This is a genomic window from Noviherbaspirillum sp. (genome assembly GCF_035254685.1).
In the GTDB taxonomy this organism is placed as follows: Bacteria; Pseudomonadota; Gammaproteobacteria; order Burkholderiales; family Burkholderiaceae_D; genus Noviherbaspirillum.
The window spans coordinates 205,140-231,236 of sequence record NZ_DATFAI010000023.1 but is presented as its reverse complement, the minus strand read 5'-3'; the positions used below and the strand labels follow the sequence as shown (position 1 = coordinate 231,236).

Annotated in this window: 25 protein-coding genes; 14 read left to right on the top strand and 11 right to left on the bottom strand. The window is 63.3% G+C overall.

Features of this window, described 5'->3' with window-relative positions:
• Positions 1-35 precede the first annotated feature (35 nt).
• Together VJ698_RS11270 and VJ698_RS11265 are read left to right on the top strand one after the other, a co-directional pair.
• The gene (locus VJ698_RS11270; protein WP_324102847.1) at positions 36-458 is read left to right on the top strand and encodes a PRC-barrel domain-containing protein; all 423 of its coding nucleotides are present in this window, start codon (positions 36-38) and stop codon (positions 456-458) included.
• 191 nt (positions 459-649) lie between these two features.
• Positions 650-1,150, top strand: a complete 501-nt coding sequence (locus VJ698_RS11265; RefSeq protein WP_324102846.1) for a DUF421 domain-containing protein — start codon at positions 650-652, stop codon at positions 1,148-1,150.
• Positions 1,151-1,202: 52 nt separating this feature from the next.
• Here VJ698_RS11265 and VJ698_RS11260 read toward each other — a convergent pair whose 3' ends face one another.
• The 6 genes from VJ698_RS11260 to VJ698_RS11235 all read right to left on the bottom strand — a co-directional run bounded on the left by VJ698_RS11260 (position 1,203) and on the right by VJ698_RS11235 (position 6,645).
• Positions 1,203-1,874 carry a Ku protein gene (locus VJ698_RS11260; RefSeq protein ID WP_324102845.1) on the bottom strand — a complete coding sequence of 224 codons (672 nt, stop codon included), beginning with the start codon at positions 1,872-1,874 and terminating at the stop codon, positions 1,203-1,205.
• Positions 1,875-1,951: 77 nt separating this feature from the next.
• The gene (locus VJ698_RS11255) at positions 1,952-2,551 is read right to left on the bottom strand and encodes a hemerythrin domain-containing protein (RefSeq protein ID WP_324102844.1); all 600 of its coding nucleotides are present in this window, start codon (positions 2,549-2,551) and stop codon (positions 1,952-1,954) included.
• 298 nt (positions 2,552-2,849) lie between these two features.
• Positions 2,850-3,908: a lipopolysaccharide heptosyltransferase II gene (gene waaF / locus VJ698_RS11250; RefSeq protein WP_324102843.1), complete on the bottom strand. Its 1,059-nt coding sequence runs from the start codon at positions 3,906-3,908 to the stop codon at positions 2,850-2,852.
• Positions 3,905-4,510 (bottom strand): HAD family hydrolase, encoded by a 606-nt coding sequence (locus tag VJ698_RS11245; protein WP_324102842.1) that lies wholly within the window; start codon positions 4,508-4,510, stop codon positions 3,905-3,907. The genes waaF and VJ698_RS11245 overlap by 4 nt, the downstream gene beginning before the upstream one ends.
• Positions 4,511-4,539: 29 nt before the next feature.
• Positions 4,540-5,304, bottom strand: coding sequence for an SDR family oxidoreductase (locus tag VJ698_RS11240; RefSeq protein ID WP_324102841.1), 765 nt, complete (start codon positions 5,302-5,304; stop codon positions 4,540-4,542).
• Between the two features lie 54 nt (positions 5,305-5,358).
• Positions 5,359-6,645 (bottom strand): glycosyltransferase family 1 protein, encoded by a 1,287-nt coding sequence (locus tag VJ698_RS11235; RefSeq protein ID WP_324102840.1) that lies wholly within the window; start codon positions 6,643-6,645, stop codon positions 5,359-5,361.
• Positions 6,646-7,055: 410 nt separating this feature from the next.
• Between VJ698_RS11235 and VJ698_RS11230 the strand changes: the two genes are divergently transcribed.
• From VJ698_RS11230 to VJ698_RS11215, 4 genes are all read left to right on the top strand, one after another.
• Positions 7,056-7,562, top strand: coding sequence for a glycine zipper 2TM domain-containing protein (locus VJ698_RS11230; protein WP_324102839.1), 507 nt, complete (start codon positions 7,056-7,058; stop codon positions 7,560-7,562).
• A 106-nt stretch (positions 7,563-7,668) separates the two neighbouring features.
• A complete protein-coding gene (locus VJ698_RS11225; protein ID WP_324102838.1) occupies positions 7,669-8,493 on the top strand; it encodes a mechanosensitive ion channel family protein in 825 nt (274 codons plus the stop codon).
• Between the two features lie 96 nt (positions 8,494-8,589).
• Positions 8,590-9,420 carry a hypothetical protein gene (locus VJ698_RS11220; RefSeq protein WP_324102837.1) on the top strand — a complete coding sequence of 277 codons (831 nt, stop codon included), beginning with the start codon at positions 8,590-8,592 and terminating at the stop codon, positions 9,418-9,420.
• Positions 9,421-9,533: 113 nt separating this feature from the next.
• Complete coding sequence (locus VJ698_RS11215; RefSeq protein WP_324102836.1) at positions 9,534-9,833, top strand: PRC-barrel domain-containing protein; 300 nt, start codon at positions 9,534-9,536, stop codon at positions 9,831-9,833.
• Here the strand turns inward: VJ698_RS11215 and VJ698_RS11210 are convergent.
• The 5 genes from VJ698_RS11210 to VJ698_RS11190 form a co-directional block, all read right to left on the bottom strand.
• Entirely contained in the window at positions 9,818-10,342 is a 525-nt protein-coding gene (locus VJ698_RS11210) for a hypothetical protein (protein ID WP_324102835.1), read from the bottom strand. The genes VJ698_RS11215 and VJ698_RS11210 overlap by 16 nt on opposite strands.
• Before the next feature lie 19 nt (positions 10,343-10,361).
• Positions 10,362-11,312 carry a glycosyltransferase family 4 protein gene (locus VJ698_RS11205; RefSeq protein ID WP_324102834.1) on the bottom strand — a complete coding sequence of 317 codons (951 nt, stop codon included), beginning with the start codon at positions 11,310-11,312 and terminating at the stop codon, positions 10,362-10,364.
• Between the two features lie 14 nt (positions 11,313-11,326).
• Positions 11,327-12,337 (bottom strand): SPASM domain-containing protein, encoded by a 1,011-nt coding sequence (locus VJ698_RS11200; RefSeq protein ID WP_324102833.1) that lies wholly within the window; start codon positions 12,335-12,337, stop codon positions 11,327-11,329.
• A gap of 14 nt (positions 12,338-12,351) precedes the next feature.
• Positions 12,352-13,518: a glycosyltransferase family 2 protein gene (locus VJ698_RS11195; protein ID WP_324102832.1), complete on the bottom strand. Its 1,167-nt coding sequence runs from the start codon at positions 13,516-13,518 to the stop codon at positions 12,352-12,354.
• 182 nt (positions 13,519-13,700) lie between these two features.
• Positions 13,701-15,506 carry an ABC transporter ATP-binding protein/permease gene (locus tag VJ698_RS11190; protein WP_324102831.1) on the bottom strand — a complete coding sequence of 602 codons (1,806 nt, stop codon included), beginning with the start codon at positions 15,504-15,506 and terminating at the stop codon, positions 13,701-13,703.
• 436 nt (positions 15,507-15,942) lie between these two features.
• Here VJ698_RS11190 and VJ698_RS11185 point away from each other — a divergent pair, with 436 nt between their 5' ends.
• From VJ698_RS11185 to VJ698_RS11150, 8 genes are all read left to right on the top strand, one after another.
• On the top strand, positions 15,943-16,980 hold the full coding sequence (locus VJ698_RS11185) for an Hsp20 family protein (protein ID WP_324102830.1): 1,038 nt from the start codon (positions 15,943-15,945) through the stop codon (positions 16,978-16,980).
• A 335-nt stretch (positions 16,981-17,315) separates the two neighbouring features.
• Positions 17,316-18,575 (top strand): cation:proton antiporter, encoded by a 1,260-nt coding sequence (locus VJ698_RS11180; protein WP_414691148.1) that lies wholly within the window; start codon positions 17,316-17,318, stop codon positions 18,573-18,575.
• 17 nt (positions 18,576-18,592) lie between these two features.
• Positions 18,593-18,946, top strand: a complete 354-nt coding sequence (locus VJ698_RS11175) for a PQ-loop repeat-containing protein (RefSeq protein WP_324102829.1) — start codon at positions 18,593-18,595, stop codon at positions 18,944-18,946.
• A gap of 236 nt (positions 18,947-19,182) precedes the next feature.
• Positions 19,183-20,901 (top strand): carbamoyltransferase family protein, encoded by a 1,719-nt coding sequence (locus tag VJ698_RS11170; RefSeq protein ID WP_324102828.1) that lies wholly within the window; start codon positions 19,183-19,185, stop codon positions 20,899-20,901.
• Entirely contained in the window at positions 20,898-22,040 is a 1,143-nt protein-coding gene (locus tag VJ698_RS11165; protein ID WP_324102827.1) for a glycosyltransferase family 9 protein, read from the top strand. Before VJ698_RS11170 ends, VJ698_RS11165 begins: the two co-directional genes overlap by 4 nt.
• Positions 22,037-23,068 carry a UDP-glucuronic acid decarboxylase family protein gene (locus tag VJ698_RS11160; RefSeq protein ID WP_324102826.1) on the top strand — a complete coding sequence of 344 codons (1,032 nt, stop codon included), beginning with the start codon at positions 22,037-22,039 and terminating at the stop codon, positions 23,066-23,068. The genes VJ698_RS11165 and VJ698_RS11160 overlap by 4 nt, the downstream gene beginning before the upstream one ends.
• Positions 23,069-23,492: 424 nt before the next feature.
• A complete protein-coding gene (locus VJ698_RS11155; protein ID WP_324102825.1) occupies positions 23,493-25,070 on the top strand; it encodes an FAD-dependent oxidoreductase in 1,578 nt (525 codons plus the stop codon).
• A gap of 311 nt (positions 25,071-25,381) precedes the next feature.
• Complete coding sequence (locus tag VJ698_RS11150; protein WP_324102824.1) at positions 25,382-26,041, top strand: alpha/beta hydrolase; 660 nt, start codon at positions 25,382-25,384, stop codon at positions 26,039-26,041.
• Positions 26,042-26,097 lie beyond the last annotated feature (56 nt).

Here is a 26,097-nt window from a genome sequence, read left to right as displayed (position 1 = left end):
GCGGGATGCAAAGATAGTCTTTGAAAGGAACACTTATGAGCAATATTCCTTCCTCCTCCACCAGCGGCGGCGCACGCGTTGTCGGCGGACGTGCCAACTATTCCGGACCCGGTCCGGAAGTGATGGCGGCCGACACCCTGCAAGGTGACAAGGTAGTCAACCGGCAGGGCGAGAGCCTCGGCGAAATCGAGGACATCATGCTCGATGTACCGAGCGGGCGCGTTGCCTACGCGGTGCTGTCCTTCGGTGGCGTGATGGGCATCGGTGACAAGTTGTTCGCCGTGCCGTGGAGCGCACTGACGCTGGATGCCGACCAGAAGTGCTTCGTCCTTGATGTCGCCAAGGACCGGCTCAAGAATGCGCCGGGCTTTGACAAGGACCACTGGCCCTCGATGGCCGACACCAGTTGGGCAACTGACGTGCATTCCTTCTACAACGCGCAACCCTACTGGCAGTAGGAGGCAGCAGGCGGCGGTAACGCGTTCAGGGTAAACCGTCGCGGCGGGACGGACGGCCATGGAAGGGCGGCCGTCCACCGCGGCGGCGGTTCTCCCGGTACACGAACCGGAGATGGAAAATGGCGCCTGCAGTCGGCGCCATTTCCATTTGTGCGCCTGATTTACGGATGAGAATCGGATGAGAAAAGACCATGGAAAGCCTTTCTTCCCTCGACTGGGACGAGATGTTCAAGATGAGCGTGCCCCTTGGTGAAATCCTGATCCGGGGCACCGTGATGTACTGGTTCCTGTTCCTGATGTTTCGCTTCGTTGTGCGGCGGGAAGTCGGCGCTGTCGGGATTGCCGATATCCTTATCCTCGTCATTGTCGCCGACGCCGCGCAGAACGCGATGGCGGGGGAGTATACGAGCGTGAGCGACGGCATGGTGCTGGTGGGCACGCTGATCGGCTGGAACATGGTGTTCGACTGGCTGAGCTACGCGTCGCCATTATTCCGTCGCCTGGCCGAGCCGGGGCCGCTGCGCCTGATCGAGAATGGCGTGATACAGAGGAGGAATATGCGCAAGGAATTCATTACGGTCGAAGAGCTGTGGGGCAAACTGCGCGAGCAAGGCGTGGAATCGCTGTCCGAGGTGAAGCTTGCATTCATGGAATCCGACGGACAGATCAGTGTAATCAAGCGAAAGAAGTAGCGCCCATTCTCCTGCCCAAAAAGCGATGCAGGAGGACGGGCGCCGGGGGCGCTCAGTGCAGAGTGCGGCGCGTGCGTATCCGTGCCGGATGCGCTGACGGCCTGCGGCGCGATCCCGCCGGGCGCCCCGCGGCCCGGGGGGCCGCCTTGTGCGGGTTTCCCGGTATGAAAAACGCCAGGGAAATGTCATCGGCGGCATCGCCTTCCAGCCAGCCGTCGATGTCTTCCACCTCGATGGCGGCGCCGCGGCCGACCGCGAGCATGCTGCTCAGCCAGGCGGAGGCTTCTTCGAGAAGAGCGTCCTCGTCATCCTGCGCGCCGGGAACTTCTTCCTCGCTGGGTATTTCAATGCCGCAGACCGAAGGCGTGAACGCCGCGCCGCCCGGCTCCGCGTCCACCTCGACGAGCCGCTGGTCCACCTGGAGTGCAGCCGGCTCGCTGGCCCAGCGCAGGGTCTTGAGCACGAGCGATTCGCCTTGCGGCATCAATGCCGCAAGATGCTGGCGCGCCTGGATGATGACATAAGCGATACCGACCTTTCCGGTGTCGCGAAGGGTTTCGCGCAGCATCGTATAAAGCTTTTCGCCGCCCGGCGCGGGCGTCAGGTAGTAGGGTGTTTCAAAGTAGAGCGATGGGATCTCTTGCGCTTCGACGAACGCGAGAATGTCCACCGCGTGGGTTGGTTTCGTATGGATCGTGCATACGTCCTGGTCAGGCAGAGTCACAACGAGCCTTTCTTCAAAATAGGGTAGGACGGCATTCCGGCTGCCTTCATTCCTTTGTCGGGAAAACCTCGTGAGAGTCAATGCAGATTCTTGCGCGACCTGCTGTTTGCAAGGGCATCTTCGTCATCCTCCGGTTCGGATTCCTCCGGGGAGACGCCGAGTTCTTCGCGCAATTCCATCTTGCGCTGCTCGATCTCGTCACCGATTTCATCGAGGTCGATGTCGGCCTTCTTCAGCTTCGGGAACAGCTCCTTCTCTTCTTCTTTGATGTGGTGCCTGACATATTCGCCCAGCACCGTGAACCTGGCGTCATACAGATCATCGTCGGGCTCCATCGCGGCGAGCTCCGTGATGAGCTGGCGGGCGGCGGCGTGCTCGACTTCCGCTTCATCGAGCAGGTCCATTTCATCGATCACGTCGCGTGCTGCCGGATAGAAGATTTCCTCTTCCACCTGCGTGTGTATCGTCAGCTCGGCACAGGTGGCTTCGACCAGTTGCTGCTTGGCTTCCTCGTCCGGATCGTTCTTGAGTTCCTTGAACTCGTCAAACATGTCGAGCACCTTCTTGTGATCGTCCGCAAGGATACGCAGAGCGTCATGCGAAGATCCCTTGGAAGAGGCGCGGGGTGATGTCCTTGAAGATTTGGACGTTCCCTTGGGCGTCGCATTGCGTGGCATGGTGTTCTCCTTCATGGTTCGTCGGGTGAAGCTCGGTCGCAAGCTCCGTGCCAATTGCGCCATAGGGGGAAAACGCATGCACAGGCGTTCTGCGCGCGCTCGTTTTTGCAAGGCGGTGTAAAAATTGCAGCGGGAAATCCCGACAGGAGGCTCCGGATGGATTGGCCGGGCGCGTCGCGCTGTATCGTCGCGGTGACGCGGATCATGAAGAATGTCCACGGAGAACTCGGAAAACACGAAAATCAAAAATCTTTTCCGTGCTTTTCGTGTTTTCCGTGGACAGGAATTGATCAACTGCTTACAGCAGTTCTTTCGCAGCGGAGATCACGCGTTCCGGGGCCAGTTCCGAGAGACAACGATGATGTCCCTGTGGGCATACGCTCTTGTAGCAGTAGCGGCAGGGCACGTCCTGGAAAAGCACACGGTGCGGCACCTGCCATGGCGTGTGTTGCGGGTTGGTTAGTGCGTAGAGATCGACTATTGGTACGCCGACTGCCGCGGCGATGTGTGCAGGGCCGGTGTTGTTGCAGATGAGGAGCGGCGAGAGCGACAACAGGGCCGCTAGCTTGCCGAGATCGAGCTGTCCGGCGAGCGAGTGCGTGCCCGGCACCTCACGGCGGATATGTTCCACCAGCTCCGCCTCTTCCTGATTGCCGGTGAAGATGAGCGGGCAGCGCAGGTCATCCACCAAGCCGAGTGCAGTGGCCTTCCAGTGCTCCGGCGGATAGCGGCGCGAAGGTGCGGTCGCGCCGGGGTGCATGACGATCCATGGGCGCGTCAGATCAATGTCGAGCGAAAGCAGCCGCGTCTTGACCCAGGCAACGTCAGGCGGCGCAACATGAAAGGACAGGCGTTCATCCGACGCGTGCGCGCCGACGCTCGCGACGAGGTCGAGCTGTCGGCGCACCTCGTGCCGGATCTGCGTCTCCGGCTCGGTCTCACGTACCCAGTTGGTGAGGAGCTGGTACGGATTCTCGCGGCAATGCGCGAGGCGCAGCGGGATGCCGGCGAGATGGCAGAGCATCGCTGCCGGCAATGGATTCTGGCTGTACACCGTGAAAATCACGGCGGCATCGAAGTGCTGGCGCGCGAGCCGTTCGATCAGCGCAAAATCCGTACGTGGCTCGTGTTGGGCACTGCTCTTCATCCATGGCGCGGCGTAGCCGATCGTGTCGTCGATCTCCGGAACGTGGCGTGCCGCAGCGGCGCCACTGGCCGAGGTCAGCAGGGTGATGCGGCTGCCGGGAATCGATTCCTTCAGCGCGCGTATGGCCGGCGTGCTCATCAGGACATCGCCGAGGTAATCCAGGCGAACGCACAGGATCCGTTCGGCGTGCTGCCACTGTGGGTCGATCATGGTGCGGCAACTCCGCTGTCGGATTCCTGCTGCGCGAGATGCCGCTCGTCGGGGCAGGATGCAATCATGGTCGCTGCTACGTAGAGGTCGGGTGCGGTCAGGTGCGGGGTGCGATGCGCCGACATCTTCCACTCGGTTTCATTGCCGTTGTCTATGAGCACGGTACGGCATCCCGCACGGCGGCCGGCCTCCACGTCATGCAGGATGTCGCCGATCATCCAGGACGCGGAGAGGTCGATGCCATGCTCGTGCGCGGCGCGGAACAGCATGCCGGGCATCGGCTTGCGGCAGGTGCAGGACACGGCATAGCGCTCGACTGCGCCATCGGCGCTGTGCGGACAATAGTAGAAGCCGTCGAGCGCGACGCCATACTGCACGAGCAGCTCAGACAGGCGCTGCTGCAGCGCGCCGAGCGCCCTCTCGGTGAACAGGCCGCGCGCCAGGCCGGGCTGGTTGGTCACGACGATCAGGGCATAGCCGAGCTCCTTGAGCAGCTGCAGCGCCTGGCCCGCCTGCCAGGTCAGTTCCAGCAATGCGGGGTTGACGTTGTACGGAACGTTTTCGACAAGGGTGCCGTCCTTGTCCAGGAAGATGGCGCGCATGTTTATGCCTTGTTTTCGTTGTGCCACGTTCATGGCCAGGAGGTTTCCTGCATCGGGATCACCATGATCTCGGGGATCACCGTCTGCTCGGGCATCAGCAGCACTGCCTTGACCGCCGTCGCCACATTGGCCGGGTCCTGCAGCGTGGACACATCGATGCCCGGGAAGCGGTCAAGCAGGAAGGGCGTGCTCATGCCGCCCGCGATGACTGCGGTGACCTTGATGCGTTGCGGGCGCAGTTCCGCATGCAGAGCGTGCGACAGGCCGAGCAGGCCCCATTTGCTGGCATGGTAGGCCGATGCATTTGGCCAGGCGCGCTTGGCGGCGGTGGAGCAGATGTTGATGATGTGGCCGCTGCCTTTCATGTGGCGTGCCGCGAATTTCGACAGCAGGAAGGGGCCGTAGAGATTGGTGCGGATCACGCGGTCCCAGTCTGCATACTCCAGCTCGTCGATCGGGCTGGTGACATCGGTACCGGCGTTGTTGACCAGGATGTCGAGGCTGCCGAAGCGGGCGATGGCGTCGTTGACGGCACGTTCCGCTGCAACCGGATCGCCGACATTGAAGCCGATGGCGTGCGTCTTTCCGCCGGAAGATTCGAGCAGCGATGCGACCGTCTGTGCCTTGTCCATATTCAGGTCGCCCACCACGACATTGGCGCCGCACGCGGAAAACATGTGCGATAGCGCAGCGCCGAGCCCGCTGGCGCCGCCCGTCACCAGCACAGTCCTGTTCGCGAACAGGTGCGCTTCGGCGGGGTTGGCTGCGTAGCTGGATACGTTTGCGTTGTTCAATTCCCTCTCCTTGAAAGTTGGCTGCAAGACTGGATGTCGATGCCTGTCGCTCGATCAGCTGCGAAGGCCGAGCTCAGCCGATGCCGTGCGCGGCATCGGCATGTAACGATCGGCCGGCTCCAGCACGCTCTCGTACACAGCGGCAATGCTGCTGGCGACGTTGCGCCAGGTGAAGTGCTGGTAGGCCCGCCGCATGCCGGACCAGCCCATGCGCTGCGCCAGGTGGGGATGACGGTGCAGCCAGGACAGGCGTTCGGCCAGTGCTTCGGGATCATTGGGCGGCACGAGGTAGCCGGTCTCGCCATCGACCACCGTGGTCTTGATGCCGCCCACGGCGGTGCCGACCACCGGCGTGCCGCATGCCATCGCTTCCACGGGCGTGATGCCGAAGGGTTCATACCACGGTGTGGTGACGAAGACATTGGCCGCACTGTAGTAATAGCGCAGCTGGTCGCGCTGGCGCTGTCCGGTGAAAGTGATGCACTGCTCGACGCCGGTTTCCTGCGCGAGCTTCATCAGCCGGCCCAGTTCCGGCGTGGCGACAGGATCCGGCTTGTCGCCGTTGCCACCCACCACAAGCAGGCGCACCGGCACCTGGTACTGGTGGTGCAGGATCGCGATGGCGCGAACGACATTGTCGACACCCTTGCGGGGCACCATGCGCCCGAGCTGCAGCACGATGAACTCGTCGCGGTCCAGGCCGAGGTGCTGGCGTGCGTCGATCGTGGTCGGCCAGAATTCATCCGGATCGAAGCCGCAGGGCACGACATCGATGCGATCGCTCGGCGCGCCGTAATGCTCTTCCATGTCGCGCCGGTCCTGGGGACATTCGGCAATCACGCGGTCTGCATCGTGCATCAGCCGTTCTTCGATGGCGAACCGGATATCGGGAAATGCATCGGCTTCCTTCTGACACAGGCGACGCACGCGGCCGAGCGCATGGAAGGTCATGACGAAAGGAATGCCCAGCGTGGACTTTATCTGCTGCGCAACCATGCCCGACATGAAGAAGTTGGCATGCACGATGTCGTAGCGGAGTTTTTGACGGCGCGCAAAGCGGATCACGAAGCGGCCGAACTGCTCCATATAGGGAAGCATCGCTTCCTTCGGAATGAACTCCGGCGGGCCGGCCGGAACATGAACCACACGCACACCGGGCAGCCAGTTCACGGTGGGCGCCAACTCCTCCGCATCGCGCCGGGTAAAGATATCGACGAGATAGCCGAGGCGTGCAAGTTGCTTGGCAATCTGCCCGACATAGACATTCTGGCCGCCGCTGTCGACGCTGCCGATGTGTGCGAGGGGCGAAGCATGTTCGCTGATGAGAGCAATTTTTCGCATGGTTTCTCGAGTTGTTGAAATGTTCACAGCGCTGTTTGGCTCACAAAGCAAACCATGTACCCGCTGCATGTTTCCTGCACTGGGCCAAGGGCAAGCTTGATGCGGCGCATGCCATCTCGTGGAGATGGCTGGCAGCAGTGCAGTAGTGCGGTGGGCAGGAAAAATCGTGGGTAAGAAATACAGCGCGATGTAAAAACTGCGCCGGCCAATGTAGAAAGGTGCGTGCACAAAGAATAAGCACTGCACAAGAGGTGCATGCGGGCAGTGTTCGACGCGAAAAATTTCCACCTGGCTTGGCATGGGAACTGCATGCCGGCACCACACGGAGTCGGCATCGATGCGGCATTCCTCCGCCTGTTGGTGCCGGGCAGACTTGCAGGCGCTTCGGCGCCCTCAACAAGGAGATCATCATGTGGACCAGGAAAATGAAATCTGCGGAATTTGCGAAATCAGTGTTAATCGGCGCAACAACGCTGGCGCTCGCCGCATGCGGCAGCCAGCCGATGTCATCGAGCAGTTCATCCGTTCCGGTGACGACCACCAGCAGTTCCGTTCCGGTCACCTCGACCACGAGCAGCGCTTCCGGCTATGGCGTGGTGCAGGCGATCGACGTCGTGCCGCGCGAGCAGGCGGGCGTCGGTGTGGGCACAGTGGCGGGCGCGATTGTCGGCGGCGTGCTCGGCAACCAGGTCGGCAGTGGACGCGGCCGGACTGCTGCTACTGTTGCAGGTGCGGCCGGTGGTGCGCTGGCCGGCAACACGATCGAGAAAAACGCGCAGGCAGGGCAGGTATACCGGGTAGCGGTGCGCATGGATAACGGTTCGGTGCAAACCCTCACGCAGGACGTAGCGCCGGGCGTGCAGGTCGGCGAACGGGTCCGGCTGGAAAACGGCGTGATCGTCGAACGCTTCCGCTGACGGCAACGCGTCTCATCATGCACGGCGCGCAGGGATATCCTGAGCGCCGTCATTCCTTGCGCAGCGTGTCGGACATCTCACCGCGCATTCCGCATTCGAACGACAAATGCTTCCTGACCTCAACGACCTGAAGCAATGGGGCGACGTGCTGCGGCCGATGTTGCGCGTTGTCCTTATCTGGCTGCTTGCGTGGCTGGCGCTTGCCATGATCCGCAAACTGCTGCGTGCGCTGCGCAGGCATATCGTCACCCGTGGCGACATGCATGGCGAAATGCACGATATGCGCCGCCTCGAAACGCTGATGAATGTGTTTCGCTATACCGCCAACGTGGTGCTGGTCGGCATGGCGTTCATGCTGACGCTGGGCGAGATCGGCATTTCGATCACGCCCATCCTCGCGACTGCCGGCGTGGCTGGCATCGCCATTGGCTTCGGCGCGCAGAGCCTCGTCAAGGATTTCTTTACCGGCCTGTTCCTGCTGATCGAAAACCAGATCAGCGAAGGCGACATGATCGACGCGGCCGGCAAGAGCGGCCTTGTGGAAAGGGTCACCTTGCGCCATGTGCGCATGCGCGACTATGACGGCAGCGTGCATTTCATTCCCAATAGCATGATCACCACAGTCACCAACCGCAGCAGGGGTTATGTGTATGCGGTCATCGACATCAGCGTGCGGCGCCAGGAAAACCTGGAACGGGTGTTCGGCATGATGAACGGCATCTGCGAAGACATGCGGCACAACTCCGCCTTTGGCCAGGACATCCTCGGTGACCTCGACACGGTGGGCGTCGAAAAGGTGGAAGACGCGAACATCGGCTTGCGTTGCCGCATGAAGGTACGGCCGGGCGCGCAGTGGCGAATACGCCGCGAATTCCTGCGCCGCATGAAGGGCGCGCTCGATGCGCAGGAGAAGGTGCAATCCGCCGCTTGAGCGGCGGCGGCGCGGGCATGGATGTTGCGTTTTTTGCGGAATGAGAATGGCTACGCGACGTCGCGCGCCGAACCGGATTTTCGAGGAGCAATGGCAATGGCAATCAACGATACCCCCACGGCGCAAGGCGATACCGTGTATCACATCGACACCGGCAGCGGCTATCTGCTGCGGCGCCCGTTGTTTCCTGCGATCCGCTGGGGCGCGGTGCTGGCCGGCGTGGTAGTTGGTGTTTCCGTGCAGCTGGCGCTGACGCTGCTCGGCATCGCCACCGGGCTGTCGGCCACCGAGTTGACGGAAGGTGAAACCCTCGGTACCGGGCCATTGATCTGGGCCGGAGTCAGCATGCTGATTTCGGCCTTTGTCGGCGGCTATGTGGCGGCGCGCATGTCGGGGCTCAAGCGCAGGGCGGATGGCGTGCTGCATGGTGCGGTGTCATGGGCGGTAACGACGCTTCTGTTCGCTGTGCTCGCGACCTCTGTCGGCGGCTCGCTGGTGAGCGGCGTCTTCAACAACATGAGCCAGCTTGCGCGGGCAGGCGCCGCGGGAGCGAGCGGGTCGCCGGTGGAGGCAATGATGCGCGCGCAGGGCATGCGCATGGATCCGGCGGCGATGCGACAACTCATGGAATACCTGCGCGCCGGCCAGCGCGACCAGGCCGTGCAACTGCTGATGGCCACCATGAACATGGAACAGGGACGGGCCGAGGCCATGGTCGACCAGGCATTGATCCTCATGGGATCCCCGGGGAGCGCGTCGCCGCAGGGAAGGCAGACGGCTGAAGGCGCGATACAGAATGCGGGCACCGCGGCATGGGTCGTCTTCTTTGCGGTGGCGCTGGCACTCGCCATCGGCATCGGCGGCGGCGCACTCGGTGCACGTGGATCGCGCCGGGTGAGCTGGGGCGCGTCGTCTCCGCAAACCTGACCGGAATGAACGGCGCTATGACGGCGCTATGACGGCGCTTTGATGGCGCCTGGATGGTGCCTCTACGGCGCTTCGAATCATGCAAGACTTTCAGCGGAGAACCAGAGCCTGTCATGCAACATACCGTTAGCGGCCGCAGTCGTGGCGGCCCACGCAGCTCACGACCATCGCGCTTCCTGCGGCTCATGGCGCATGAATCCAGCACTGCCGGACTCCTGCATGGATGCCCGGTGGTGACGGCCATCGGTGACCGCATAGGAACTGTCGACCATCTGATGGTCGATGTGACAACGCATCAGTTGCGTTATGTGGTGCTGGCGCGCAGGAGAAACAGCGCGAGCATTGCCATCCCCTGGCATGCGCTGTATTTTGATGCGGCACTCAGCCGCCTGGTGTTTTATTCCATGTACTGATTGTCAGGCCCTTGCTTCGGCTGCAGGAACAGGTTGCGCTTGCGCTCGCCGGCGATGGCTGCCTTGGCCAGCGCGCGCAGGCACATGGCGACCGTGCCGGCAAAGGCTTCGTCATACCAGGGATTGGCGCCGCTCACGGCAACGACGATGCCGTCGACCACCACGCTTCCCCATAGCACCGTATCGTTTTCCACCAGCAGGTAAGGGCGCAGCTCCTGCACCAGGTGGCTGTCCATGCCGGCACGCCACGCTACGCGCGCCTTGGCGCGTGCGAAGGCGGCATAATCCGCATCCCACTTGCTGCGATCGCCGATGGCGTGCTCGTACAGGATGGCTTCCTCGAAGGAACTGCACGACGGTGTGCGCAAGGGATCCATCACCACGATATACAGAAAGCCGCTTTCGCCGACTTCCTTCAGTGTCATGGCCGACTCGATCATCGGCAGGCTGAGCCCGACGGCCTTTTCCGCTGCGTGGCGGTCGATGAAGTAGCTTCCGTTCGATGGCATGTCTTCCTCCTGATGCCTGTCATAGCCCGGTGACAAGGCGGAATGCCCTGTCCCAGTCCTGCACGAAACGCTCGATGCCGAAGCGTTCCATTGCCCGCCGCCGCGCCTGTTCGCCCAGTTGCCTTGCCAGCCCGGGGTCGGCAAGCAGCGCCTGCATATGCGCGATCAGCGCGGATACATCGGTGTTGACGTAACCGGAAACACCATCGTCGATGACGGTGGCCATCTCCGTGGTGGCGAGCGCGACGAGTGGCATGCCGATCATCATGGCCTCGATGACAGCCAGGCCGAGGCTGGTGTAGCGGATCGGGTTGAAGAAGAAACGGTATTGCGCGGCGAAGGCGGGCAACTGCGCGTGCAGCACTTCGCCGAGGCCGCCGGCTTCCTGCGCGCCCATGCCGACCAGGTCGAGCGGCACGCTTTCGCGGGCCTGCGCGAAGATGTCGCCGCCGAGGCGTCGCCCGCGGCGCGCGATGTTGTTGATCACGACCAGCCCGCGCGCCAGGTCGCCGCGATACGACACACCTTTCGGCACAATTACGCCGTGCTCGATGACGCGCGACGGCGTGCGCCCGTTGTCCCACATCAGCGCATTGAAGTGGGTCACATGCACCAGCAACATCGACGGATCGTCCACCGGGTGATGCATGTCGGTCGGATGCTCGCGTGGCGGATCGTGTTCCAGGTAGATCTTAGGCAAGCGGCGCTGGGCTTCGCTCAGATAGAGATGCTGGTCATGCAGGTACTGGTCGTCGTCCTGGAACAGGATGCAGTCGAAGGCCGCATCCTTCGCTTCGGCAACCGGCAGGTCGATGACGTTGTCGCCCCACGGCATGTGGCCGCAGCGCCCGCCGTAGCCGGGCGGTCGGTCGGGCTTGGACAGCACATAGAAATCATGCGGTGCCTGCGTCAGGTAATAGAGGTAGCTGCCATGCGTATGCCAGGTGAGGATTTTCAGTCGTCTCTGCATAGGGTGGGCCGGATTCAGAAGGTACCGTCATAGAGGGCGCAACTGCGGCACACCTCGGGCGGCGTGGCAGATGCGAGCTGTGTACGGAATGCCGCATAGGCCTGATTGTTCCAGACCGTTTCGACCCCGTCTTGAGCCATGTCACCGAAGTGGATGCGGTCCGGCGTGCCGACCATGCAGCACGGCATCGCCTTGCCGTCGTGACTGATGTAAGCGCCGCGCCACGGCCAGTCGCAACGTTGCCGGCCGGGTGTGCCGGGCGGATGCTTGCGCGGCGACAGGTTCGGCAGGCGCAGCGTTACGCCGAGCGCCTCTGCCCGCGTTCGCGCCGCGTGGAAGTAATGCTCCACCGCGTCCCGCGCTTCATTCATCAATGATTGCCGCTCGATGAAGGCGCGCATCGGCGCGTATTGCCCGGGCAGGGTGGATTCCCCGAAATCATGGCAGAGATGCTGCACGAACAGGCTGCCCACACCTTCGTTGTGCGCCAGTTCGACGAGGTCCGGCAGTTCCGGCAGGTTGCGGCGCATGGCCACCGCTACGAGGCACAGGCGAGGGAGTTCGCTGCGCAGGCGCTGCTTCGCGTGTACCACGCGGCGCAGGTTGCGCAGCACGCGTGCGAAGCGGGAACGCACGCGGATTTCCTGGTAGGTCGCGGCCGTCGCACCGTCCAGCGATACATGCAGCGTGTTGAGCCCGCTCCTGACGCAGGCTTCCGCACCCGTCTCGCTCATGACCGTCATGTTCGTGTTGGTCGAGACCTCGATCCCGCGGTCCGCGGCGTAACGGACCATGTCGAAGAAGCGTGGATGCAGCAAGGGTTCGCCCAGGCCCTGCAACTGCAATTCCGTCATCTGCGGGAACTGGTTCACCAGCCTGCAGAACAGGTCAAAGTCCATGTAGGCGCGCGGCTGCCCGGGCCCGCCTTCATTGCGGAACTGGATGGGGCACATGCGGCAGCGCAGGTTGCACTGGCCGACCGGCTCGATCTGCACGAAATGCGGCAGGTCCGTGGTGTCCGCCATGTTCGCCACGTCTGTCATAGCAGGCCCGCGCGGTACCTGATCGCGCCGACGGCCCGCCAGTACACGGCCAGCGGCGGGATCAGCACCGACGTCACGATCATTTCCGCGATGTGCGCCGGTGACTTGGAAGTCTTCCACAAGCGCTTTGCGCAGAAGCGCGCAGTCATGACGAACCAGACCAGTCCGGCGGCCAACGCAGTCAAGCCGGATCCCGCGAGCAGCGCCACGCTGCAGACCAGCAGGGCGCCGACGGTCACATAGAAATCCCAGCGCGGCTTCTGGCGGATCTTGCGGCGGTACAGGCGCGGATGCTTCTTGTACAGCAGGGCATCGAACTGCACCTTCTTCACCTGTTTCAGGCTCACGCCCCAGCCGGCAGGACGGATCGGATGCATCATCACGGCGCGCGGCTCGCGCCGGATGTTGGCGCGGTAGTCGATCAGGCGGAAATGCAGGTCGGAGTCCTCGCGCCAGGCGAAGCGGAAGCGTTCATCGAAGCCGCCGATGTCCTCCAGCACGCGCTTGCGGCAGAAGCAGTTGGCCGTGACGAACTCCGCTGTTTCCAGGTTCTTCGCATCGAGTTCGTAATCGGTTGGCGTGCCGTTCATCGGCATCACGACTCGGCCGCACACGACATGCACATTGTCGTCGAAGGCACGCACGCCGTTGTTCAGCCAGTCGCTCCGCGCAATCGTGTCGTCGTCGGTGAAGGCAATGATGGGCGCGCGCGCCGCCCGCCACCCGTGGTTGCGTGCGGCAGCAGGGCCATGCGGGCCCATGGAGGGGATGTAGACGATCTGCGGGCCGTTGCCGGCGGTATGGGCCGACCATCCGGCCACCACGTGGCGCGTCTCCTCGCTTGACGCGTCGATACTCGCGCCGTCATCAACGATGATGATCTCGAAGCGTGCCGGATCGAAGCGCTGCAGCACGAGGCTGGCGATACAGCGGCTCAGGAGCTGCGGCCGGCCACGCGTGGGAACGACAATGGACACCGCCAGTTCAACAGGTGTCTGCGTCGTGTTGCGCGCGTCGCTCCTGTCGGCGCTGCGTACGGATGGCGGGGCGTGACGATCGCGAGAACGGCGGCGCGTTGCCGTTCCGCCTTCATTCTGTGGGCGGTTTTCGCTGTCGGCGCTGATGGTTCTCCGGTTTCGGTTGAATGCAAGTATTTTCGTCATGGATACTGTCCCGAGAGAGTCCTGGTCCGATTCACTGCCAGACGAATCACCTGACGTGCATCGCCCCGGGGTTTTTCTGTTGGGCGACGAGGACGCGATGCAATTCCCGTTCCAATGCCTCGGCTTGAGGACCGTCAAACCGGTTTCATTGCGGCAGCGCCGGGCGGCTGGCGCGTGCCGGATCAGCGCACCATTTCCCGTTCCACTTTCTGGTCGTCTGCCTCCGCGCGCTGCTGCAGCTTCCAGAGGCGCGCGTAGGCGCCGTCCTGCTGCACGAGCAAGTCGTGCGTGCCGCGCTCGATGATGCGGCCCTTGTGCATGACCAGGATTTCCGTTGCATCGACCACAGTCGACAGGCGGTGCGCGATGACCAGCGTGGTGCGGTTCTTTGCCAGCTTGTCGAGCTCGCGCTGGATGGCGCGTTCCGATTGGGTGTCGAGCGCGGAGGTGGCTTCATCGAAGATCAGCATCGGGGGATTTTTCAGGATGGCGCGCGCCAGCGCGATGCGCTGCTTCTCGCCGCCGGACAGCTTCACGCCGCGCTCGCCGACCTGCGTTTCGTATTTCTGCGGCAGCGATTCGATCAGGTCGTGTATATACGCAGCCTTGGCCGCGGCGACGATGTCTTCCATGGTGGCACCGGTACGGCCGTAGGCGATGTTGTACGCGATGGTGTCGTTGAACAGCAGCGTTTCCTGCGGCACCACACCGATTGCTTCGCGCAGGCTGCGGGTATTGACGCTGCGGATGTCCTGGCTGTCCACCCGTATACAGCCGCCGCCGACGTCATAGAAACGCAGCAGCAGCCGCGCCAGCGTCGACTTGCCCGAGCCGCTGCCGCCTACCACGGCGACGGTGCCGCCAGGCGGTATTCGAAAGCTGATGCCGTGCAGGATGGGCCGCGCGGGTTCGTAGGCGAAGGTTACGTTGTCGAACACCACTTCGCCGCGTGTCACCCGCAGGTCCGGCAGGCCGGGCGGCTCGTCGATCTCCGGTTTCTCGCGCAGGAGCTGGAACAGCTTCTCGGCATTCACGGTGGCATCGCGCGCTTCGCGATAGACGAAGCCGAGCGTGTTGAGCGGCAGGCAGATCTGGATCACGTAAGCATTGATCAGGATGAGGTCGCCGACCGTCATGTGCCGCGACAGCACGTCCTGCCCGGCGAGCAGCATGACGGCGGCCACGCCCAGGGCGATGATGGCGCTCTGTCCCACGTGCAGGATGAACAGTGCCTTCTGGTTGGCCACCACCGCGTCGGCCCAATGGTTCATGATGTGCTGGAAGCGGCTGGTCTCGACGTTTTCGTTGGTGAAGTATTTCACCGCGTCGTAATTGATCAGGCTGTCGGCCAGCAGGCTTTTCGCATTCGAATCGAGGCGGTTGACGCGCCGCTGGTAGATGGCGCGCTTGGCGGTGAAGATCAGCGTGAAACCGGTATAAACCATGAACGATACGGCAAGGATGACGGTGTACCAGAAGCTGTAGCGCGCCGTCATGATGGCGATCACCATGCCAATCTCGAGCAGTGTGGGCACGATGGTGAACAGGCCGACGCTGAGCAGGAAGGCGATGCCGGTGGTGCCGCGGTCGATGTCGGGCAGCAGCCCGCCGAGCCGGCGCGAAGAGTGAAAGCGCGCTCCGAGTTCGTGCAGGTGTGAAAAGGTGTTCTGCGCATAGGTCGCGACGGTGTATTGCGTCACGCGCGAAAACGCGAGATCGCGCAATTCATTGAACAGCGTGCTGGCAAAGCGCAGCGCAGCATAGCCGGCGAGCAGGCTGGCTGGCAGCACCAGGATCTGTTCGGGGCGCGACAGTTCGTCGACGATGCGCTTCAACGCCATCGGAACGAACACCACGGCGACTTTGGCAAGGATCAGGAACAGCATGGACAGCACGATGCGCCAGCGGAAGTTCGATACCAGCTGCCACAATTCCCGCGTGATCCTGCTTCGTCCTTTCGTTTGTTGGATCGCTTCACGCATAGTCATCAAAGCCCTTTTTTGTCATGTCCGGAGAATTATTTGACGCGCTGTAATCTTTACAAGCTGCCCGTGCAAAATGTGCCGGATTGCGCGCCGGGCAAGCAACGGTAAACCCTGTGCAGGCATCTTTGCATGCACGTTTGAAGATCGGCTCCCCGATGTCTATCCTGATCGGCAGGGCGCCTTGAGGTCGCATGCGCAACGGTGCTGCAGTGGTATGAAAGTTGCACTCGCTCGTCCGCCCCATATCGCCGCTTGCTGGCAATTCGTGTGCAGCAAGAGCTCGTTAGCACTATTTATTCCACGACGTTTTGCATCATGGTTTCCGCCGATTTTTCCCGCCGCAGCGAGACCGCGGGAAAGCCTGCCTGTGACTGCGCATTGGCGGCACCGCCCGTCCCTGATGCAAGACCGTGCACCATGGAAAAAAAGGAGATCCGTTATGGCAAGAATCGAACGATCGGTCGAGGTCAATGTGCCGCCGCGCACCGCGTACGACCAGTTGATGCAGTTCGAGCATTACCCGCGCTTCCTGGATGATGTGAAGGAAGTTCGCCAGGTCGACGATACGCACCTGCACTGGCACGTTCGTTCCGGCAATACCGAGCTGGAATGGGATGCGGAAATCACGCAGCAGGTACCGGAGCGCTGCATCGCGTGGCGCAACATCAACGGGCCGCGCTATGAAGGCAAGGTGGAGCTGCACGAAGACCGCCCCGGTTGCACGCGCGTGACGCTGACCATGGAGTGCGACCCGAAGCAGCAGGTGCTGGCGCAGCATGGCGATGCCGGGGCCATGATCCTGCAGCGCGCGGAACACGAACTGGGCCGCTTCAAGAAGTTCATGGAGCAGCTCGAACAGCAGAGCGGTGGGACCGGCGGAAAGGCAGCCGCGCAGGCTGGCCGCGGCGTCGAGGAGCGCAAGCCGGAACAGCGCGGACAGGTGGCGGGCGCGCGCGGAGGCCAGGTGCAGCAGGGCGAAAGAAAGCCGGAGCAGATGCAGGCGTGGCTGCCCGATCTGTTCCAGGTGTGGGATGGTCCCTTCACCGTGATGCGGCGCATGTCGCAGGATATGGACCGCCTCTTCGAACGCTTCATGAATGCGCCCGCGCTGGCAGAGAAGGTTGTCCCCGCAGCCGGCACGACATGGTCGCCGCCCGTGGAAACCGCGCAGCGTGAAAACCGCTTCATCGTATGTGCCGAACTGGCCGGTGTGAAGCGGGATGACCTGCTGGTGGAGATCAGCAGCAACCGTCTCACCATCGAAGGCGAACGCCATCCGGAAGCACCGCATGCGCCGCAGGAGTATCGCCGCTCCGAACGCGCCTATGGCCATTTCTACCGGGTGATCGACCTGCCTCCCGGCGCCAACACCGACGCCGCATCGGCGTCTATGCAGGATGGTGTGCTGGAAGTGACGGTGCCGATCGAGCGTGAACGGGTGCACGGGCGCAGGCTGGAAATTCAGACGCCGCATTAGCGCAGCTTTGGTGTCGACCATTGAATGGCTCTTTTCTCTCGCGGCCTATGCCCACATTTTTTCAATACCTTGAATTGATCGCGTGCGGCAAGCGCGTTCGGTTTGGCCATGTCCCTTCCTCGTCATCCCCGGGCAGTCGGGGGACCGCCCCGCGGGAGCGACGAGGCAGAGGCAAGACAAGGTCAACAACCTGCACCCGCACCCAAATGCAAGTTGCAAAAACAGGTGGTTGCGGTGCAAGGAGAAGGCACCACGCTGTGAGCACGGCCTTCGGAGATGAATAAATCGAAACGGTAACGATCTGGTACCTGATCATTGGCGCGCTGCTGTTGCTGATGGGCTTGCTGGGCACGACCTGGCAGCACCTGCCGCTCAGCCCTGCGATGCTGTACCTGTCGATCGGCTTCGTGCTCGGGCCGTCCGGCCTGTCGCTGGTCGCGCTCGACCCTTACCGCAATGCTTCGCTGCTGACGCTGCTGACGGAAATCGCGCTGCTGATTTCGCTGTTCACGGTCGGGCTCAAGCTGCGCGTACCGCTGAGCGACCGCATCTGGCGCCTGCCGCTGCGCCTCGGCATCCTGGGCATGATCGTGACCGCGGCCCTGATTGCGGCTGCGGGACACTGGCTGCTCGGCCTGCCGCTTGGTTTCGCCGTGCTGCTGGGCGCGATCCTGTCGCCGACCGACCCGGTGCTGGCCTCCGACGTGCAGATCAAGGATGTCGGGGATCGCGACCGCCTGCGTTTCAGCCTCAGCGGCGAGGGCGGGCTCAACGACGGCACGGCCTATCCCGCAGTGATGCTCGGCCTGTACCTGCTCGGCGTGCCGGAAGGGCGCGACTATGGTGAGCCGTCTGCGATCCTGCACGCGCTCTGGGGACTCGCCGCCGGTTTCCTGAGCGGCTGGCTGATCGCCCGTGCCACCGTCAGCCTGGTGCTCACCCTGCGCAAGCGCTATCACCAGGCGCTGGGCATGGAAGAATTCCTAGCACTTGGGCTCATTGCGGTGTCCTACGGCGTGGCGCACCTGATCCATGGCGTTGGCTTCATCGCGGTATTCGCGGCTGGTGTGGCGATGCGGCGCATCGAGCACAAGGCGAGCGGGCCGGCGCAACCGGCGCAGGTGATCGGCGCCGTTTCGGCAGGGAACGAGCCTGCGGTCGCGACGGATCCCGGCAAAGGCCCCGCATACATGGCGGAAACAGTGCTTGGGTTCAACCAGCAGCTGGAACACATCGCCGAGTTCGTGATGGTTTTGCTGCTCGGCATCCTGCTGTCGGCAGCGGGCTTCTCGCTGGAAGGGGCGTTGCTGGCGGCGGTGGTCCTGCTGATGGTGCGACCAGCGGCAGTGGCCGTATCGCTGCTGCGCGCCCGTGTCAGCAGGCCGCAACGCTGGCTTATGGCGTGGTTCGGCATTCGCGGCATCGGGTCGCTCTATTACCTGGTGTTCGCGCTCCAGTATGAATGGCCGATGGCCGACAAGGAAAGGCTGGTGTCGATTGTCCTGACGACGGTCACGATCTCAGTGCTGCTGCACGGCATCTCGGCCACGCCTTTGATGGATCATTACCACAGGCGGACGCGCCGACCATCCTGATTGCGAAAGGCACAAACATGACAAGCGACGTGGTTGGCTGGATCAGCGCCGCCATCCTGGTGACAACCATCTCGCGCCAGGTCTATACCCAGTGGCGCACGCAAAGCATCGCGGGCGTGTCGAAATGGCTGTTCGTCGGGCAGCTCGTGGCGTCGATGGGATTCACGCTCTATAGCTGGCTCGTCGATAACTGGGTATTCGTCTTCGCCAATTTCTTCATCTTCCTGACTGCCGTTGCGGGGGAATGCATCTACCTGCGCAACAAACGTCTGACGGAGCGCAGGGAGCGTGCCGATGAAAAGACGCAAGATACGCAAGATACGCAAGATACGGATGCGCGCCATCCGGCCAGGGGCGGCGCCGGCAGGTAAAAACGTCAAGTACCTGCGCAGAATTACAAGGTGATGCATTTGTTACGCGCTGCGGGGCTGCCGCTGCAAAAACGCGCCATGGCCCGCCAGAAAAGAGGTTCCAGAAAATGCGGCCGCGCGGGTATATCGATTGCTAGAAGCAAGGAGAGCAAGGAGAGCAAGGAGGCATGCCTGCAGCCCCTGCTGCGCTTGTCGCCGGCAGCGACCCATCAAGGCAGCATCACTCTGGAGGAAACGTGTATACGCTCGGAATCAACGCCGCCTACCACGACTGTTCTGCCTGTCTCGTGCGCGACGGCGTCGTGCTCGCCGCCGCCGAGGAGGAGCGTTTCACGCGCATCAAGCACGGCAAGCGTCCCGTTCCTTTCACCACCTGGCAGCTTCCTTACCACGCCATCGATTATTGCCTCAAGGAAGGCGGCATTGCGCTGCGCGAGCTTGAGCATGTTGCCTATTCGTACGATCCGTCCTTGCTGCTCGGCACGCATCATGGCGAAACAAACATCACCTTGCCACTGGAGCCATCGGCGCAGCCTTCGAATGAATGGCTTTCGCCTTGGGACCCGTTGTTCCTGTCGTACATCGTCAATGCGCCGCGACAGCTCGCGGGCGGCGCGCCGCATCACCTGAAGAAGCGCTTCCAGGGTGTGCGGCACGATGCCCCGTATGCCTGGCATTTCGTCGAACATCATCTCGCGCATGAAGCAAGCGCCTTCCTTGCCGCACCCTTCGATGAATGCGCGGTGCTGACCATGGACGGGCGCGGCGAAGCGGCGACCACCAGCTACGGCCTCTACCAGGACCGCCGTTACCGGCGCATCGGCCAGGTCAACCTGCCGCACTCGCTCGGCCTGCTCTACGAGTCGATCACCGATTACCTCGGCTTCCTGCACTCGTCCGACGAATACAAGGTCATGGCGCTGGCGTCCTTCGGCAAACCGTCGTATGCGCCGCAATTGCGCGATGTCGTGCGCTATGCCGGCGACGGCGCGGTGCAAGTGCATCCGGCGGATTGGGAAGCATTGTTCGGCCCGCGGCGCGAGCGCGGCGCGGAGTTCACCCAGCGCCATTGGGACATCGCGTCTTCCTTGCAGGTGGTGCTGGAAGAGACGGTGCTGCAGATGGTGGACTGGCTGCATGCGCAGACGGGTGCGGAGAATCTGTGCATGGCGGGTGGTGTCGCGCTCAATTGCGTGATGAATGCGAAGGTCCGCGACCAGGGGCCGTTCAAGCGGGTATGGGTGCAGCCGGCCGCCGGCGACGCCGGCACGGCGCTCGGTGCGGCGCTGTGGATCGACAGCCTGCAACGCAATGCCGGCAAGCGCGCCTGGCAGATGGACCACGCTTTCCTCGGTCCGGCCTACGATGACGGCGAGATCGAACAGTTCCTGCGGCAGTGCAAGCTGCGCTATCGGCGCGCCGGCAACCTGTCCGCGGAGGTGGCCGACCTGCTCATGCAGGACAAGGTGATCGGCTGGTTCCAGGGTCGCATGGAGTTCGGCCCGCGCGCGCTTGGCGCACGCTCCATCCTTGCCTCGCCGCTCGATGCATCGATGCAGCAGCGTCTCAACCAGATCAAGGACCGCGAGGACTTCCGGCCGGTCGCGCCGGTGGTGCTGGAAGAGGAGGCGGCCAACTGGTTCGTCAATGGCGGCGTGTCGCCGTTCATGGTGTTCGTCTATGACGTGCGGCCGGACAAGGTGGACCGGATTCCGGCGGTGCGCCACGTGGACGGCACGGCACGCATCCAGACCATCAACCGCGCGCAGAATGCGCCGTACTACGACCTGCTGCGCGCCTTCGCCGAACGCAGCGGCGTGCCGGTCCTGATCAATACCTCGTTCAATACGCGCGGCGAGCCAGTGGTCTGCACGCCGCGCGATGCGCTGGAATCCTTCTGCACCACGCCGCTCGACGCCCTGGCGATCGGCTCCTTCATAGTGGAAAAGACATGATGCGCGAAAATGGCATGAGTGACATGGCCGCCTCCTTCCCCGCACGCGTGTTCGGCGCTACGCCGCCGCGCAAGATTGCCGTCTTCCGCGCGCTGCAGCTCGGCGACATGCTATGCGCGGTGCCGGCCCTGCGCGCGCTGCGCGCTGCCGCGCCGCTGGCGGACATCACGTTGATCGGCCTGCCGTGGGCGACTTCCTTCGTCAAGCGCTTCAGCAAGTACATCAACCACCTGCTGGTCTTTCCCGGCTACCCCGGCCTGCCTGAAACGCCGCTGCATCTTCCCGCGGTGCCGAACTTCCTGGCCGAGGCGCATCGTCAGCGCTTTGATTTCGCACTGCAGCTCCACGGTAGCGGCACCATCAGCAATCCGCTCACGATGCTGTTCGGCGCGGAGTGCAGCGCCGGCTTCCATATGCCGGGAGAGTATTGCCCCGACCCGCTGCACTTCCTGCCATGGGACGAGCGCGAGCATGAGATCCTGCGCGGCGTGCGGCTGATGGAGTTCCTCGGCGCACCGGCGCAGGGCACGCATCTCGAATTTCCGCTGGCGGACGCGGACTACCGCGCGCTGCAGCGCAGCCATCTCAGCGTGCCCGCGCCCGGCAGCTATGCCTGCATCCATCCCGGTGCGCGCCTGCCGTCGCGGCGCTGGCCGGCGCAGCGCTTTGCTGAAGTGGCGGACCGCCTTGCGCTGCAGGGCATGAAGGTCGTCCTGACCGGTGCGCCGGACGAGGCGGAGCTGGTGCAGGCGGTACGACAGGCCATGCGCATGCCTGCGCTAGACCTGTGCGGCAAGACCGAGCTCGGCGCGTTGGCCGCGTTGATCGCGCAGGCGCGGCTGGTGATCGCCAACGATACCGGCATCTCGCACGTGGCGGCGGCGGTCGGCACGCCGAGCGTGATCATTTCCTGCGGCTCCGACCCCGGCCGCTGGGCGCCGCTCGACCACGCGCGCCACCACATGCTCAGCGTCGACCTTGCGTGCCGCCCCTGCGGGCACCGCATCTGCCCGACGGCGCATGAATGCGCGGAAGAGGTGAGCGCGGATGCCGTCGCGATGACCGCGGCGCAACTGCTCGAACTCGAGATGCCGCGCATGACAGAGGAGCGTGTTGCAGGCAGTGGAGTGCGCGCATGAAGGAAACGGACAGCAAGCGCATCCTGGTGACCGGCGGCGCCGGATTCCTCGGCTCGCACCTGTGCGAATACCTGCTAGCGCAAGGCCACGACGTGCTGTGCGTGGACAACTTTTATACCGGCAGCAAACGCAACATCACGCACCTGCTGCCGCATCCGCGCTTCGAGCTGCTGCGCCACGATGTGACCTTCCCGCTGTACGTGGAAGTCGATGAAATCTACAACCTCGCATGTCCGGCATCACCCGTGCATTACCAGAACGATCCGGTGCAGACCACCAAGACCAGCGTGCACGGCGCGATCAACATGCTGGGGCTGGCAAAGCGCCTGCGCGCGAAGATCCTGCAGGCATCGACCAGCGAAGTGTACGGTGATCCGCAGGTGCATCCGCAGGCCGAGCATTACTGGGGGCATGTGAACCCGATCGGCGTGCGCTCCTGTTATGACGAAGGCAAGCGCTGCGCGGAAACCCTGTTCATGGATTACCGGCGCCAGCACGGACTGCAAGTCAAGATCGCGCGCATTTTCAATACCTACGGCCCGCGCATGCATCCGAACGACGGCCGCGTCGTGTCGAATTTCATCATGCAGGCGCTGGCCAATGAGCCGATCACGATCTACGGCGACGGATCACAGACCCGTTCCTTCTGTTACGTCGATGACATGATCTCGGCGTTCGACCGCCTGATGGCAACGCCGGAAGGATGTTGCGGACCGGTCAACCTCGGCAATCCCACCGAACACACGATGCTGGAACTGGCCGAACGCATCATCGGCCTGTGCGGCTCGCGCTCGGACATCGTGTTCAAGCCCTTGCCGAGCGACGACCCGGCGCGGCGCCGCCCCGACATCGCGCTGGCACGCAGCCTGCTGGAATGGGAACCGCACATCGCTTTGACGGAGGGGCTGAGCCGGACCATTGCCTGGTTCCGCGAGTTGCGCCCCGTTCTCGTCGAGGAGGAAGCTGCAGCACCCAATGTGCAGGGTCGGCGGGAACGCAGTTTGCGTGCACCGAGCCTGTCTAAGTGATGGGACGAACTTCCGTTCGCCTCGTTGACTGTGTGAGGTGTGATCATGAAGCCAATCAGCGGAAAGCGCGGAGGGTTTCCTGCCGTGTGGAAATCGTCGGTACTGATGGCGAGCGTGTTGCTTCTGCTGTCCGCCTGCGGTGAAGGACACGAACCGAGGCCGCCGACATCGCCGCCGCGCCCGATGACCTCGATGAGCGCGATATCCGGACACGCAACAACTGCGCAGCTAGAACTGTCGGCGCGCCCAGTACGGCCGCCACCGGGACAGATGTAGTTCTTTACTGGTTTCGGCCTCCCAGCGCCGTGATGGGTAGGCTACGGATGTCCACGGAAAACACAGAAAACACGGAAGATATTCTTAGGCGTTTCCGTGTTTTCTGTGTTTTCCGTGGACAAGGCTTTTTTGCAGCCAAGAGAAACCGATGAGCACTGACGATGATGATTTTGGCGGAGGTACGCGTCCGCGCGAGACGATCTGGCAGGCTGGCGCGGATTCGATCGGTTTTTCCGCGCTCGACAGCGCCATTGAGGTGGATGTGGCTATCGTCGGCGGCGGCATCACCGGCATCACGACCGCGGCCCTGCTGGCGCAGGCGGGCCGGCGGGTTGCCGTTCTTGAAGCTGCGCAGGTAGGGTCCGGCACCACCGGGCATTCCACCGGCAACCTGTACGCGCCAGTCGATGGCTTCCTGCACAAGCTGGCGTCAAAATGGGGCGAGGAGACGATGCTGGGGGTTGCCGAATCGCGTCGCGATGCCGTCAACCTGATAGAGAAAAACACGCGTGACTACCGCCTGGCGTGCGACTTCTCGCGACAGCCGTGGGTGCTCTACAGCATGGATGCGTCGGGTGAGGGTGACAGTATCATCGACAAGGAATGCCAGGCAGCACGGAAAGCAGGACTGGAGGCGCGGGTCACGAACGACCTGCCGCTGCCGTTTCACGTCGACAAGGCGCTGGTCGTATCGAACCAGGCGCAGTTCCATCCGCTCAAGTATGTGCGCCAGCTTGCGGCGGCCATCGCGTCGGCGCAGTGCCGGATTTTTGAATCGTCGCCGGTGATCGACTACGACGGCGACTCCGGCACGCTTCATACCGTGGAGCATTCCGTCAAGGCCGCGCACATCGTGCTGGCCACCCATACACCGAAGGGATTCAACACCATCCAGACCGAACTCGGCCCCTACAGGGAATATGCGCTGGCGGCACCGCTTTCCGGTCCGACCCTGCCTGGTGGCATCTTCTGGGGCGTCGGCGCGGAGAAGTATTCCACGCGCATGGTGGAACTGGACGGCAAGCCCTATGTGCTCATGATCGGCGAGCTGCACAAGACCGGGCAGAAGGATGACCCGGAGGCCGCATGGCGCAGGCTGGAAGCGGTGTTGCTGGCGCGCTTCGAGATCGGCGCCGTCGAGTTCCGCTGGTCGGCGCAACAGTACCGGCCGGCCGATGGGCTGCCCTACATCGGCCAGGCCATCGGCTCCGACCGGCTGCTGATCGCCTCCGGCTTCGCGGCGGATGGCCTCACCTACGGCACGCTGGCCGCCATGATCCTGTCCGACCTCGTGCAGGGCAAGGACAACCCGTACGGCGAGCTGTATTCGCCGCGGCGCTTCACGCCGCTCAAGTCCGCTGGCACCTTCCTCAAGGAAAACCTGAACGTGGCGGGCTACTACGTGAAGGACTACATGAAGAGCGCGGAAGTCACACGCCTGGCCGACGTGCCGCGCGGCGAGGGAAGGATCGTCGACATCGCCGGCGACAAGCTGGCCGTCTACCGCGACGAGGCCTACCAGTTGCACGTGGTCTCCCCGGTCTGCACGCATCTCAAGTGCGTGGTGCACTGGAACCAGGCGGAGCGCAGCTGGGACTGTCCCTGCCACGGCAGCCGCTTCTCGATCAACGGTGCAGTGCTGGAAGGCCCGGCGCTGGAACCGCTGCAGCGGCGCGTGATGCCGCCGGGGTCGGAGACAGGTGCTGACCTGCCTCCGGAAACCTGAGCCATGCCGCCATGCCGCATGGCATGGACCTTGCGTCCCCGCGGCAAAGCTTTTTCGCAACCCGTCCCACGGTCGATGAACATTCCTCCTGCGGCGGCGCCGTATTCCGGCGCGCCGTCACGCATGTCTCTCCATCACGCAGGATGCCGGCAGCTCGGCACGCGCATGTCTTTCCTTCGCTGCAATGCAGGCTGTCGTGCCGCGCCGGCAAGGAGCTGCGCCGGCCTGCGGGCGGGTGCCCGAACCAGACGGACCGCCCATTGCGCGTGGTCCGCGCCCGGCGCGAGGTCCGGGTCTTATGGAGATGGATCATGGCGTTAACAGTACACAGCGAGCGGGTCAGGATTCCTGCCGACCGTTGCGACATGGAAGCAGCACTGTGGCTTCCGGACGAACACATCGGCGTCATCCTGTTCGCCAACAGCGGCGTCAGCAATCGCCTCAAGCCGCCCAATGACTATGTGGCAAGCGTCCTGCACGATGCGCGATTCGGCACGCTGTGGCTCGAACTGCTCAGCCCGCAGGAAGCACATGACCGGCATACCCGTAGCGATATCGGCCTGCAGACCGAGCGGCTCGTCGCCGGCTGCGAATGGCTGGGGCGGCATGGAGCGACGGTCAACCTTCCGATCGGCGTGCTGGCCGCCGGCAATGCGGCGGCAGCGGCACTGCAGCTTGCCGCGGAGCGCGTGCGCGGCCTCTGCGCCATCGTGTTGCGAGGCGGCAGGCCGGACCTCGCCAGCCACGGTGCGATCGGCAAGGTCTCGGTGCCGACGCTGATGATCGTCGGCGGCCTCGAGGAGGGCGCGGTTGAGCTGAACAGGAACGCATTCACTGCCTTGCGCTGCAAGAAACGCCTGGAAATCATTCCGGGCGCGACCCATGCGTTCGATGAACCGGGCAGCCTGGAAGTGGCCGCGCGCCTCGCCCGCGGCTGGTTCCTGCAGCACACGCATTGCGCGCGCATCTGAACTCCGGACTCTGAAACTGAACGCCGGCGCAACGTGTAAATCGTTCAGCCTGCAGA